Below are 12,026 nucleotides of genomic sequence, written 5' to 3'. Positions count from 1 at the left end.
TTGCCTCGTATCGTCCTGAAGATCGACGTCGACACGCTGCGCGGCACCCGCGAAGGCGTGCCGAATCTCGCCCGCATCTTCGACCGCTTCAAGGCGCGCGCCACCTTCCTGTTCAGCCTCGGACCCGACCATACCGGTTGGGCGATGCGCCGCGTGCTGCGGCCGGGCTTTCTGCAGAAGGTGTCGCGTACCTCGGTGGTCGAGCACTACGGCATCAGGCAGTTGATGTACGGCGTGCTGCTGCCGGGGCCGGATATCGGTGTGCGGGCCGCATCGGAGATGCGCGCGATTCACGAAGCCGGCTTCGAATGCGGCATCCACACGTGGGACCATGTGTACTGGCAGGACAATGTCCGCACCCGCGCGCGCGACTGGACCGTCGCGCAGATGGAGGCGAGCCGCAACCGCTTCATCGAGATCTTCGGCACGCCGCCCGTCACGCACGGCGCCGCGGGCTGGCAGATGAACGGCCACGCGTTCGAGCAGATCGACGCGTGGGGCATGCAATACGCGTCGGACGGGCGCGGTCATTCGCCGTACTTCCCGGTGGTCGGCGGCAAGACGCTCTCGCACGTGCAGATGCCTACCACGCTGCCTACGCTCGATGAAGTGCTCGGTGTCGACGGCGTCGATCTGGGCAACGTCGCCGCGTGGATGCTCAAGCGCACCGAGAACAATCCGCACGATCAGGTGTTCACGCTGCACGCCGAACTCGAAGGACAAAAGCTCGCGCCGGTGTTCGAACAACTGCTGGAAGGCTGGCGCGCGCAAGGCCACACGTTTGCGACGATGGGTGACTATCACGCCGCGCTGGACCGCGACACGCTGCCATCGTACCCTGTCACCTGGGGTGAAATTCCTGGCCGTTCCGGCGAACTGATCGTCCAGCCGTCGTGAGCCAGGCCCGACGATCTCGCCGCAAGGCGGTGTCGCCGGCCATAACAACCGGAGAACCACGTGCCCATCGCAGTCGACCAACCCGTCCCCGACTTTACCGCCCCCGCAACCGGTGGCGAGATCACGCTATCCAGTCTTCGGGGCAAGAAGGTGGTGCTGTATTTCTACCCGAAAGACAACACGCCGGGCTGCACGACCGAAGGTCTGCAGTTCCGCGACCTGTATCCGAAGTTCAGGAAGGCCGGCGCCGAAATCCTCGGCGTCTCGCGCGACAGCCTGCGCTCGCATGACAATTTCAAGGCGAAACTCGAGTTGCCGTTCCCGCTGATCTCCGATCCGGAAGAAAAGCTCTGCGCGCTCTTCAACGTCATCAAAATGAAGAAAATGTATGGCAAAGAAGTACGGGGAATCGAACGATCCACGTTTGTCATCGACAGCGAGGGCGTCCTGCGCCAGGAGTGGCGTGGCGTGAAAGTACCAGGTCATGTCGATGAAATTCTGGAGGCTGTACAAGCGCTGTGAGGCGCGTTATATTGGGCTGCAATGAGTGCCTGTCCACCCCATTCTTTCCGCGGCTGCGCCGCTTGTCACGCCTCTGTGGTTGAGGCAGTGAGGCGCAACGCGATGACCGAAGTCGAGCCGCTTGCCCCGTTTGCCGGGGCGGCGGCTTTTTTAATTGCGCGAAGCCGTTCATTTCTTCGGCAACGCGCTCTCGTCAAGGAGCCGATCGAAAAACAGGCGAACCGGCATTTCTAGACCGAAAGCGCGCCTCCGGGCGCAAACTGCGTGGGCTCATCCGGCCCACCGGCAGAATGCGACAGGCGGCGCACGATATGTGACCCGATTTTTTCGAGGGAAACCATGCCTTTGCCTACCGCACCCAGCAAGCTCGGCAATCTCTTACCGGCTGACGAATACAAGGCCAAAGTCACGCCGGCACGATCCGCCAAAAAACAGGCGGTCGAAGCGGAGCAAGCAGAGTCGGCCGATTTCGGCCACGCCAGCGTCGCCACACCTATGGCGCGCGCGGCCAATTCCGCCACCACCCTGCGACCGGTTCCTGTGTCTTCTCCTGCCGGCGCCGTCGACGAGGCGGCTCCCGCACGTAGCCGGAAAAGCAAACAAACCGCCGCGTTGCTGCAACCGGTACCGACACCTGCCGCCCGTCAGGAATCGGCTCGTGCCGAGCCCGCCCACCCGGCCGGCGCCGAACCGGTCGTGGCACGCGCCGGCAAGCAGCCGGCCACCACCGCCGCGGCTACGCCCGCAGCAGCCACCCGCGGCAGCGCCAAAAAGCGCAGCGGTGCGGCCGATCAGGCCGAAGTCCGCAAGCTGTTCGTGCTCGACACGAACGTGCTGATGCACGATCCGACTTGCCTGTTCCGTTTCGAGGAACACGACGTCTATCTGCCGATGATGACGTTGGAAGAACTCGACAACCACAAGAAGGGCATGTCGGAAGTCGCGCGCAACGCGCGTCAGGTGAGCCGCACGCTCGACGCATTGGTCGCCAACGGCGGCAACATGTCGGACGGCATTTCGCTGTCGCGCCTCGGCAGCCGCGAGGCCGCCGGACGCCTGTTTTTCCAGACCAAGCTGACCGATATCGAGCCGGTTGAAGGCCTGCCGCAAGGCAAGGCGGACAACCAGATTCTCGGTGTGGTGCGCGCCTTGCAGCGCGACCGCAAGGATCACCAGGTCGTGCTGGTGTCGAAAGACATCAACATGCGCATCAAGGCGCACGCGCTGGGCCTGCCCGCTGAAGACTACTTCAACGACCAGGTGCTCGAAGACAAGGACCTGCTCTATTCCGGTATCCGCGCACTGCCGCAGGACTTCTGGACCAAGCACGCCAAGGGCATGGAGAGCTGGCAGGACACCAAGACGGGCACCACGTATTACCGGGTCACCGGACCGCTGTGCGCCTCGATGCTGGTCAACGAGTTTGTCTATCTGGAGCCGCAGAACGGCGAGCCGGCTTTTCACGCGCTGGTGCGCGAACTGAACGGCAAGACCGCGTTGCTGCAGACCTTGCGCGACTACGGCCACCACAAGAACAACGTGTGGGGCATCACGGCGCGCAATCGCGAGCAGAATTTCGCGCTCAACCTGCTGATGAATCCGGAAATCGATTTCGTCACGCTGCTTGGCCAGGCCGGTACCGGCAAGACGCTCGTCGCGTTGGCGGCGGGTCTCGCACAGGTGCTCGACGACAAGCGCTACAACGAGATCATCGTCACGCGGGCGACGGTGCCGGTCGGCGAGGACATCGGCTTTCTGCCGGGTACGGAAGAGGAAAAGATGCAGCCGTGGATGGGTGCATTCGACGACAACCTCGAAGTCCTGCAGAAGACCGACGATGCGGCCGGCGAATGGGGCCGTGCCGCGACTCAGGAGCTGATCCGTTCACGCCTGAAGATCAAGAGCATGAACTTCATGCGCGGCCGGACTTTCGTCGACAAGTATCTGATCATCGACGAAGCGCAAAACCTGACGCCGAAGCAGATGAAGACGCTGGTCACGCGCGCCGGTCCGGGCACGAAGATCATCTGCCTTGGCAACATCGCGCAGATCGATACGCCGTACCTGACCGAAGGCAGCTCGGGGCTGACGTACGTGGTGGATCGCTTCAAGGGCTGGGCGCACAGCGGGCATGTGACGCTGGCGCGCGGCGAGCGTTCGCGCCTGGCGGATTACGCGTCCGATATTCTTTAAGTTGAGTTCCTGACGGCGTGAGTCGTCCAGAAGCCGCGCCCGGGTCATACCGGGCGCGGCTTTTTTTGTCCCTGGACCGGTGTGCGCGCGTTGGCCCATGCACAGGCCTTGGAAAGGGCCTGAAACCCGGCGCTTACCTGGCATTTACGTCCCGGCCAAACAACACTTAGCGCGTAAACTTCAAGTAATTTATCAACTTTTCTTGCTCACGCCATAGTGGTGCGGCTACCATCGCGACATCGTCCGCTTTAAGCGAGTGTTTACGCTCGCCTTGTCTGTATGCGCCGACTTGGGTTTTCGCTGCTGATCCTCCTGCTGCTCGCCGCGTGTTCCAGCGCGCCGGAGCGGACTTCGCGCAGCTCGAGCGGTTCTTCGTCCGCCTCTAACGGCGCCTATCGCACCACCCCGCCCGGTTTCCCGAACTTCGTCGATCACAGCGTCGGACGCGAGGAAATTTCCATTCAGGCGATGAGCCTCGTCGGCATCCCATACCGCTGGGGCGGTAATACGCCCGATAGCGGCTTCGATTGCAGCGGCCTGGTTCACTATGTGGTGGCGCGAGCGGCCTCGGTGAATCTGCCGCGCACGACTGCCGATATGAGCGGGAGTGGCGAGTCGATCGAGCCAGATGAAGTGGCGCCCGGCGATCTGATCTTCTTCAACACCACCGGACGCCCGCACTCGCACGTCGGCATCTATGTCGGCAAGCTGCGCTTCGTCAATGCGCCATCGACAGGCGGCACGGTGCGCATCGATTACCTGACCAATCCCTATTGGGCCAAACGCTTCGACGGCATTCGCCGGGTCGCCGCGCCAACCCATGCGCCGACAACGCCGTTCGAGACGCCGACCTATCAGGCGTCGAACCCACCGGAACCGGTCGCGCCGTTGGCCCCGCAAGGCTCCTACGCCGGCGCTGCCGTGATCCCTGCCCAGCGGGCGGTGGAGCCGCAACCGGCCTATGCGGCGACCGCACCTGCCGGGGTTTCGTCGCAGCAACAGCAGCAACAGCGGGTTGCAGCCACGATGCGCACCCCGCTGACGACGACCGCCGCCCAATCACCTGTCGAGCCTGCCGCCGCTCCTCCTGCCGATGCATTCGAGCCACCGCCTCCAGCGATGAGCGCCGCGCAGATGCAGGCGCGTGAAGCAGGCGCGGTCGCACCGGCCACGCTTCCTGCCGGGCGGGCACCGGCCGACGCAGATGCGATGGCCGCGAGCGGGTCCACCGGGTACGCGCCTGTGCGCTCCGCAGTCCCGCCAAGCGTCGCCCGCGCACCGGACCCGATCGACGCTGCGGCGGACGCCTTCGAACCGCCGCCGCCCGCGTCCGTCGCCGTTCGCCAGGAGCAGCAGGCAGGCGCAGCCGGATCGGCCGGCGGCGTGCAGATCATGCGGGCATCGACCAGCTCGCGCGCCATCCCCGCCCCCACGCAGTCCAGCGACGACCCGATCGCTCACTTCGCCAACGGCAACTTCTAACGGCCTGAGCGCGCAGCAAGCATGCGCGTCGGGCAGCCAGCCACTCGCCCAGCCGAACACGCAGGACCATGCGATCTGCTATCGTCTCCGATATTCCTTAGACGGCGGGTTACTCACCATGGAACTTGGACTGAAAGACAAAGTGGTGCTGGTCACGGGCGGCAGCAAAGGGATCGGTCTTGCCTGCGCACGAGCCTTCGCATTGGAAGGCGCCAAGGTTGCGATCGTCTCGCGCGATCCGGCGAATCTCGCCCGCGCCCGCGAGCAACTGGCAAGCGAGGGTCTACATGTGCATCTCACGCGTGCGGACCTGCACGAACCACATGGCGCGGCCGATATCGTCGAGGAAGTCAGCTCCGCGGTGGGCCCGATCGACGTGCTGATCAACAGCGCCGGCGCCGCCCGCCGCTACGACCCGGAAACGCTGGATGCCGCCGCCTTCCGGGCGACCATGGAAGCCAAATACTTTCCTTACATTTACCCGCAGCAGGAAGTGCTGCGCCGGATGGCGGAGCGGGCGAAATCGGACCCCGGCGCCGAGCCGGGCACGATCGTCAACATCATCGGCATGGGCGGCAAGATGGCGAGCGACATCCATATCGCCGGCGGCGCCGCCAACGCCGCGCTGATGCTCGCGACAGTCGGCCTCGCTCACTACTATGCGCGCTACGGCATCCGCATCAATGCGATCAATCCGGGCTCGACCTTGACCGAGCGCGTCGAGGAAGCGTTGAAACTGGAAGCCGGCCAGCAGGGTGTGGATACCGCGGAAGCGCTGGCGCGCGGCCAGGCGAAGGTGCCGCTTGGGCGTTACGCCAAGCCCGAGGAAATCGCCGACGTCGCGCTGTTTCTGGCGAGCCGCCGCGCCAGTTATGTCACGGGCGCGATCGTCCCAATGGACGGCGGCAGCACGCCGCTGATCTGAGCACGGCGCGGCGGCCCCGCAAGGAAGGTCGAACTACAGGAAGCGGTGGCCGAACCACCAGCCCGCAGCGGCGAGCGCTGCGGAGGCGGGAATCGTCAGAATCCACGCCCAGACGATATTGCCGGCCACGCCCCAGCGCACCGCGCTGAGTTTGCGCGTCGCGCCGACGCCGACAATCGCGCCGGTGATCGTGTGAGTGGTGGACACCGGGATACCGAGGAATGACGCGATAAACAGCGTAATCGCCCCACCCGATTCCGCGCAAAAGCCGCCGACGGGCTTGAGCTTGGTGATCTTCTGGCCCATCGTGCGCACGATGCGCCAGCCGCCGAACAGCGTGCCCAGCCCCATCGACAGATAGCAGGCGCCGATCACCCACAGCGGCGGCGCGTCGGCCAGCGACGACGCATAACCGGTGGCGATCAGCAGCATCCAGATGATGCCGATGGTTTTCTGCGCATCGTTGCCACCGTGACCGAGACTGTACATACCGGCCGAGATCAGTTGCAGGCGGCGAAAGCGTCCGTCGACCTTGCTCGGCGGGGTGCGGAAGTAGATCCACGACACCGCCAGCATGAAGAACGAGCCGAGCACGAAGCCAAGCAGCGGCGAAATGAAAATGAACGCAACGGTCTTCATCAGCCCGTCGAAGTTGAGCGAGTGCCAGCCCGACTTCGCAAGGGCTGCGCCCACCAGACCGCCGATCAGCGCATGCGACGAGCTCGACGGAATGCCGTAGTGCCACGTGACGATGTTCCAGCCGATCGCGCCGACCAGCGCACCGAAAATCACATAGTGGTCGACAATGGACGGATCGATCGTGCCCTTGCCTACCGTCTGCGCCACTTTCAGATGGAAGACGAAATAAGCAACGACGTTGAACGCCGCCGCGAAGGCGACCGCCTGCTGCGGCTTGAGCACGCCGGTCGAGACAACCGTGGCGATCGAATTCGCCGCGTCGTGAAAGCCGTTCATGAAGTCGAATACCAGCGACACGACGACCAGGATGGCGACCACCCAGATGGCAAGTTGTATCGATTGCATTATGCGTTTTCCAGCACGATGCCTTCGATAATGTTCGCCACGTCCTCACATTTGTCGGTGATCGTTTCGAGCAGTTCGTAGATCGCCTTCAGCTTGATCAGCGTCTTGACGTTGTCTTCCTCGCGGAACAGCTTCGACATGGCCGAGCGCAGCACACGGTCGGCTTCCGATTCGAGACGGTCGATGTCTTCGCAAGCCCTCAGGATCTGGCTCGCCTGCTTCATGTCGGAGAGCAGGCTGACGGCGAACTGCACTCGCTCGGAGGCCGAGGTGCAGATATGCGCCAACTGGCTCGCCTCGGACGTCACGGCCTGCACGTCGTACAGCGAAATGGCGGTGGCGACGTCCTCCATCAGGTCGAGGATGTCGTCCATCGTGGTGATGAGCTTGTGGATTTCGTCGCGGTCGAGCGGCGTGATGAAAGTCTTGTGCAGCAGGTCGATGGCTTCGTGCGTGAGCTTGTCAGCGGTCTTTTCGGCGATCTGCACCTTCTGCTTGTGGGTCTCGGCGTCCTGCAGGTTGTCGATCAGCAGCTCGAGTTCGTGGCTGGCCGAGAGAATGCACTTTGCGTGCTGGTTGAAAATTTCAAAGAATTTGCCCTCGGTGGGCATGAATCGACCGAACATTAGAATCCCGGAAATTGGTCACATTGCGACTGACATAAAACCGCAATATTGTACCGGTACCGGGATCGAGGCGCGCCGTTGAGAGCGCCATTACAACAGCGCCGCCAGATTCTGCTTTACTCGCCGTAGAAGTTTTGCGCGCCGGCAAAGTTATCGAACTTCGTGTATTGACCATGGAACGTGAGTCGAACAGGACCGATCGGACCGTTACGCTGCTTACCGATGATGATTTCCGCGGTGCCCTTGTCCGGGCTGTCCGGGTTATAGACCTCGTCACGGTAAATAAACAGGATCACATCGGCATCCTGTTCGATAGCGCCCGATTCGCGCAGGTCCGACATGATCGGCCGCTTGTTCGGACGCTGCTCCAGCCCCCGGTTCAACTGCGAGAGCGCAATCACCGGTACGTCGAGTTCTTTGGCCAGACTCTTGAGCGAACGCGAGATTTCCGAGATTTCGGTCGCGCGGTTTTCGCCTGATGACGAACCGCTCATCAACTGCAAATAGTCGATGATGATCAGCCCCAGCTTGCCGCACTGGCGCGACAGCCGGCGCGCTCGCGAGCGCAGCTCCATCGGGTTCAGACCGCCGGTTTCGTCGATGAAGATTTGCGCTTCGCTCATCTTCTGCACGGCGTGGGTGAGTTTCGGCCAGTCCTCGTCAGTCAGCCGCCCAGTACGCATACGGTGCTGGTCCAGCCGGCCGACCGAGCCGAGCATACGCATCGTGAGCTGGGTGCCCGGCATTTCCATCGAAAACACCGCGACGGGCAAACCGTATTCGACCGCCACGTACTCGCCGATATTCATCGAGAATGCCGTCTTACCCATCGACGGCCGGCCGGCCACGATGATCAGCTCGCCGCCGTGCATGCCGGAGGTCATCCGGTCGAGGTCGACGAAGCCGGTCGGCGTGCCGGTCACGTCGCTCGGATTGGCGGTGTGGTACAGCGTATCGATCCGCTCGACCACCTGGGTCAGGAGCGGCCCGATTTCCAGAAAGCCCTGGGTGCCGCGTGCGCCGTCTTCGGCGATCGAAAACACCTTCGACTCGGCCTCGTCCAGCAACTGGCGGACTTCCTTGCCTTGCGGATTGAAGGCGTCGGCGGAGATTTCGTCCGCCACGGAAACCAGCCGGCGCAGCACCGCGCGATCGCGCACGATTTCCGCATAGCGGCGGATATTGGCCGCACTCGGCGTGTTCTGCGCCAGCGCGTTCAGGTAAGCGAGGCCGCCCACCTCTTCCGCCTTGCCCGAAGTGCCGAGCGCTTCATAGACCGTGATCACGTCGGCCGGACGCGTCGCCGCGATCAGCTTGCCGATGTGTTCGAAGATGATCCGGTGGTCGTAGCGGTAGAAATCGCTCTGCGACAGGAAGTCGGCGATGCGGTCCCATGCGGCGTTGTCGAGCAGCAGGCCGCCCAACACCGATTGCTCGGCCTCGATCGAATGCGGCGGAACTTTGAGCGACTCGAGTTGGGGATCTTTGGACGGTGCGTTCATGGGATGGAATTATCGGGCAAATGCGGGCGGCAGGAAACCAAAACGCGTGGCAGCGGCAAAACAAAAAACGGCCAACAAAAAAGGCAGGGGCCGGTCACCCGGCCCCTGCCTTTCGCCAGTCAGACTACCTGGCAAATACTGCCTCGATGCTTAGACGTGTTCGCCCAGCACCGACACCGTCACATCGACGAGCACGTCGGTGTGCAGCGAGATTTGCACGGCGTGGTCGCCGACAATCTTCAGCGGGCCTTCCGGCAGGCGCACTTGTGCCTTTTCCACTGCGAAGCCTTGCTTGACCAGCGCTTCGGCGATGTCAGCGTTCGTCACCGAACCGAACAGACGGCCGTCGACGCCGGCCTTCTGAGCGATCTGAACCGTCGAGCCCGCCAGCTTTTCGCCTTGGGCTTGAGCCGCCGCCAGCTTTTCAGCAGCGACCTTTTCCAGTTCTGCGCGGCGAACTTCGAATTCGGCGATTGCGTCCTTCGTTGCGCGGCGTGCGTGCTTGTTCGGGATCAGGAAGTTACGTGCGTAACCGTCCTTCACCTTGACGATGTCGCCCAGGTTACCCAGGTTGACGACTTTTTCCAGAAGAATAACTTGCATTCTGATGCTCCTTGTCGCGTCGTCGGGTTAGGCCTTGTGCTGGTCGGTGTACGGCATCAGCGCGAGGAAACGTGCGCGCTTGATTGCCGTGTCCAGCTGGCGTTGATAGTGCGACTTCGTACCCGTGAGACGCGCCGGCGTGATCTTGCCGTTCTCGCCGATGAAGTCCTTCAGCGTTTCGATGTCTTTGTAGTCGATCTGATCGACGCCAGCTGCCGTGAAGCGGCAGAACTTCTTGCGCTTGAAGAGCGGGTTTTGTTGCTGACGACGCTTGTCGAATTTCTTACCAGTCGGGCGGGGCATGTTCAGTCCTTTCCAATGTCCTGCAATGCTGTGATGTGAAATACCAGGGTTCGTGCGTTGCGGCTTTTTTTCGCCAGGAAGCCGGTGAAGAGCGTTTCGACGCCCATCGCACAGCTTTCCAGCTTGCCGCTCGCCTCGCCGGCCGCCACCGCCGGCATCGTCAGTTCAACTTGCCGGGCAATGCCGGCTTCGACGACTTCGGTGCGATGTTGCAACGTACAGCTTGCGATCGGAACGCCGGCGGGGGTGTACCGCACCGGTTCGCGTTCTACGACGCTGGCTGTGAGTTGCAGCCTGTTCACGAGAGCGACGCGTTTGCCTGGTAGCTTAAATAGTGTGTCTTAAGCCTGCGCTTCGGACGGTTGCGTAGCAGCCGCCTTCTTGGCTTCTTCGCGCTGCACTTCCTTCATCATCGGCGACGGGCCGGTTTCGGCCTTCTTCAGCTTGACGATCAGGTGACGCAGAACGGCGTCGTTGAACTTGAATGCGTGTTCCAGCTCGTCGAGCGTGGTTTGGTCGCATTCGATGTTCATGCAGACGTAGTGAGCCTTCGCGAGTTTCTCGATCATGTAGGCCAGTTGGCGACGGCCCCAGTCTTCGATGCGGTGGACCTGGCCACCGTGCGACGTGATCGTGCTCTTGTAACGCTCGATCATGGCGGGCACTTGCTCGCTCTGATCTGGATGCACGATAAAGACGATTTCATAATGACGCATACACACTCCTTGTGGATTAAAGCCACCCGGGCGTCGGAACCGGTGTGGCAAGTGAGAAGCCGAAGAGTATAGCCCGATTGGGGACGGGTTGCAATACATCCCGTTATTTTGCCGCGCGATTCGGGAGTGTTTTCAAGGGTTTAGGACTTGGGAGCAGGCGGACCTCACGATCCGACACCGAATTGAAAGCGTCGCGCACGACGCTCCAGCGCCGTTTCGGGCGTGGCAGATGACGCCGAAGCGCCTCTCCCCAGTCAGGCAGCACGCTAATAAGTGGCGCGATTCCAGTAATCCTTGCTCGCGTACACCTCTTTCAGATAGTCAATGAAGTAGCGCACTTTGGCCGGCACGTATCGCTGCTGCGGGTAGACCGCAAGGATGTCGTAATCGGGCAGCGCGAATTCATCGAGCACCGTCTCCAGCTCGCCGCGTCCAAGCTGCTGCTGGATCTCCCAGGTCGAGCGCCAGCCGAGGCCGAGCCCCTCCGACACCCAGCGGTGCAGCAATTCGCCGTCGTTGCAATCGAGCGTGCCGCCGACCCGCACCGTCGCCAGCTTGCCGTTGCGTCGGAAGTACCAGCCGCGGTTCTGGCCTCCTTGCAGGTTGAAGGCGAGGCAGTTGTGCTGCGGCAGGTCTTCGAGCGTCTTCGGCTTGCCGTGCTGACGGAAGTACTTCGGTGTGCCGCACACCACGCGCCGGTTCGAGGCCAGCTTCACGGCGACGAAATTCGGATCGACCGCGCCGCCGATGCGAATCGACAGGTCATAGCCTTCGCGCACCAGATCCACCACCCGGTCGGTCAGATTGAACGACAACTGCAATTCCGGCTTGTCGGCGAGAAACGCGGGTGCGAGCGGCGCGACATGTTTGCGGCCGAACGCGGCTGGCGCGGAAACGATCAGGTGCCCGCTCACCGCGCGGCGGCCCGCGGCGAGTTCGTTTTCCGCCTGCTCCCATTCCACCAGCAAGCCCCGGCAACGCTCCAGAAACGCCGCGCCCTCTTCGCTCACCACCAGGCGCCGCGTCGAGCGGTACATCAGTTTTACACCGAGACGCTTTTCCAAGGCGTCGATGCGCCGCCCGAGGATGACCGGGGACACGCCCTCTTCCAGCGCCGCCGCGGCCAGGCTGCCGGCATCCGCGACGCGTACAAAGGTTTCGATCTGTTTGAAGCGGTCCATGTTTTGTCTCCGGTCCCATGCAGGTCGCCTGC

General features: G+C 62.6%; 14 protein-coding genes. 6 read left to right on the top strand and 8 right to left on the bottom strand.

The features are described from left to right. The 6 genes from AC1ECK_RS21275 (at nucleotide 1) to AC1ECK_RS21250 (ending at nucleotide 6,019) form a co-directional block, all read left to right on the top strand. Nucleotides 1-897: a polysaccharide deacetylase family protein gene (locus AC1ECK_RS21275; RefSeq protein ID WP_480322408.1), complete on the top strand. Its 897-nt coding sequence runs from the start codon at nucleotides 1-3 to the stop codon at nucleotides 895-897. Nucleotides 898-957: 60 nt separating this feature from the next. Beyond that, nucleotides 958-1,419: a peroxiredoxin gene (locus AC1ECK_RS21270; protein ID WP_480322406.1), complete on the top strand. Its 462-nt coding sequence runs from the start codon at nucleotides 958-960 to the stop codon at nucleotides 1,417-1,419. Nucleotides 1,420-1,521: 102 nt separating this feature from the next. Beyond that, nucleotides 1,522-1,653, top strand: coding sequence for a hypothetical protein (locus tag AC1ECK_RS21265; RefSeq protein WP_480322404.1), 132 nt, complete (start codon nucleotides 1,522-1,524; stop codon nucleotides 1,651-1,653). A gap of 105 nt (nucleotides 1,654-1,758) precedes the next feature. Beyond that, on the top strand, nucleotides 1,759-3,612 hold the full coding sequence (locus AC1ECK_RS21260; RefSeq protein WP_480322402.1) for a PhoH family protein: 1,854 nt from the start codon (nucleotides 1,759-1,761) through the stop codon (nucleotides 3,610-3,612). 279 nt (nucleotides 3,613-3,891) lie between these two features. Next, nucleotides 3,892-5,094, top strand: coding sequence for a C40 family peptidase (locus AC1ECK_RS21255; RefSeq protein WP_480322400.1), 1,203 nt, complete (start codon nucleotides 3,892-3,894; stop codon nucleotides 5,092-5,094). A gap of 118 nt (nucleotides 5,095-5,212) precedes the next feature. Then, nucleotides 5,213-6,019: an SDR family NAD(P)-dependent oxidoreductase gene (locus tag AC1ECK_RS21250; protein ID WP_480322398.1), complete on the top strand. Its 807-nt coding sequence runs from the start codon at nucleotides 5,213-5,215 to the stop codon at nucleotides 6,017-6,019. Nucleotides 6,020-6,052: 33 nt separating this feature from the next. Here AC1ECK_RS21250 and AC1ECK_RS21245 read toward each other — a convergent pair whose 3' ends face one another. From AC1ECK_RS21245 to AC1ECK_RS21210, 8 genes are all read right to left on the bottom strand, one after another. Next, complete coding sequence (locus AC1ECK_RS21245) at nucleotides 6,053-7,063, bottom strand: inorganic phosphate transporter (protein ID WP_480322396.1); 1,011 nt, start codon at nucleotides 7,061-7,063, stop codon at nucleotides 6,053-6,055. After that, entirely contained in the window at nucleotides 7,063-7,689 is a 627-nt protein-coding gene (locus AC1ECK_RS21240; protein ID WP_480322394.1) for a DUF47 domain-containing protein, read from the bottom strand. The genes AC1ECK_RS21245 and AC1ECK_RS21240 overlap by 1 nt, the downstream gene beginning before the upstream one ends. A 116-nt stretch (nucleotides 7,690-7,805) precedes the next feature. Next, the gene (locus tag AC1ECK_RS21235; protein ID WP_117333773.1) at nucleotides 7,806-9,191 is read right to left on the bottom strand and encodes a replicative DNA helicase; all 1,386 of its coding nucleotides are present in this window, start codon (nucleotides 9,189-9,191) and stop codon (nucleotides 7,806-7,808) included. Nucleotides 9,192-9,341: 150 nt separating this feature from the next. After that, nucleotides 9,342-9,794 carry a 50S ribosomal protein L9 gene (gene rplI / locus AC1ECK_RS21230; RefSeq protein WP_480322392.1) on the bottom strand — a complete coding sequence of 151 codons (453 nt, stop codon included), beginning with the start codon at nucleotides 9,792-9,794 and terminating at the stop codon, nucleotides 9,342-9,344. A gap of 27 nt (nucleotides 9,795-9,821) precedes the next feature. Continuing rightward, nucleotides 9,822-10,097 carry a 30S ribosomal protein S18 gene (rpsR, locus tag AC1ECK_RS21225; RefSeq protein WP_134190988.1) on the bottom strand — a complete coding sequence of 92 codons (276 nt, stop codon included), beginning with the start codon at nucleotides 10,095-10,097 and terminating at the stop codon, nucleotides 9,822-9,824. Between the two features lie 2 nt (nucleotides 10,098-10,099). Next, the gene (gene priB, locus AC1ECK_RS21220) at nucleotides 10,100-10,399 is read right to left on the bottom strand and encodes a primosomal replication protein N (RefSeq protein WP_074264855.1); all 300 of its coding nucleotides are present in this window, start codon (nucleotides 10,397-10,399) and stop codon (nucleotides 10,100-10,102) included. Between the two features lie 39 nt (nucleotides 10,400-10,438). Beyond that, the gene (gene rpsF, locus AC1ECK_RS21215) at nucleotides 10,439-10,813 is read right to left on the bottom strand and encodes a 30S ribosomal protein S6 (RefSeq protein ID WP_480322389.1); all 375 of its coding nucleotides are present in this window, start codon (nucleotides 10,811-10,813) and stop codon (nucleotides 10,439-10,441) included. 266 nt (nucleotides 10,814-11,079) lie between these two features. Further along, the gene (locus tag AC1ECK_RS21210) at nucleotides 11,080-11,994 is read right to left on the bottom strand and encodes a substrate binding domain-containing protein (RefSeq protein ID WP_480322387.1); all 915 of its coding nucleotides are present in this window, start codon (nucleotides 11,992-11,994) and stop codon (nucleotides 11,080-11,082) included. Nucleotides 11,995-12,026 lie beyond the last annotated feature (32 nt).

It is taken from the genome of Paraburkholderia sp. SSBN10T (genome assembly GCF_056619545.1).
Note: the sequence above shows the minus strand (reverse complement) of the source record. Positions and strands in the feature narration are given on the sequence as shown.

What these genes read in the sequence shown, in the direction of transcription:
- AC1ECK_RS21235 (WP_117333773.1), bottom strand. Translation starts at nt 9,191, where the DNA reads ATGAACGCACCGTCCAAAGATCCCCAACTCGAGTCGCTCAAAGTTCCG.
- AC1ECK_RS21255 (WP_480322400.1), top strand. Translation starts at nt 3,892, where the DNA reads ATGCGCCGACTTGGGTTTTCGCTGCTGATCCTCCTGCTGCTCGCCGCG.
- AC1ECK_RS21265 (WP_480322404.1), top strand. Translation starts at nt 1,522, where the DNA reads ATGACCGAAGTCGAGCCGCTTGCCCCGTTTGCCGGGGCGGCGGCTTTT.
- rpsR (WP_134190988.1), bottom strand. Translation starts at nt 10,097, where the DNA reads ATGCCCCGCCCGACTGGTAAGAAATTCGACAAGCGTCGTCAGCAACAA.
- rplI (WP_480322392.1), bottom strand. Translation starts at nt 9,794, where the DNA reads ATGCAAGTTATTCTTCTGGAAAAAGTCGTCAACCTGGGTAACCTGGGC.
- AC1ECK_RS21240 (WP_480322394.1), bottom strand. Translation starts at nt 7,689, where the DNA reads ATGTTCGGTCGATTCATGCCCACCGAGGGCAAATTCTTTGAAATTTTC.
- AC1ECK_RS21245 (WP_480322396.1), bottom strand. Translation starts at nt 7,063, where the DNA reads ATGCAATCGATACAACTTGCCATCTGGGTGGTCGCCATCCTGGTCGTC.
- AC1ECK_RS21260 (WP_480322402.1), top strand. Translation starts at nt 1,759, where the DNA reads ATGCCTTTGCCTACCGCACCCAGCAAGCTCGGCAATCTCTTACCGGCT.
- AC1ECK_RS21250 (WP_480322398.1), top strand. Translation starts at nt 5,213, where the DNA reads ATGGAACTTGGACTGAAAGACAAAGTGGTGCTGGTCACGGGCGGCAGC.
- rpsF (WP_480322389.1), bottom strand. Translation starts at nt 10,813, where the DNA reads ATGCGTCATTATGAAATCGTCTTTATCGTGCATCCAGATCAGAGCGAG.
- AC1ECK_RS21210 (WP_480322387.1), bottom strand. Translation starts at nt 11,994, where the DNA reads ATGGACCGCTTCAAACAGATCGAAACCTTTGTACGCGTCGCGGATGCC.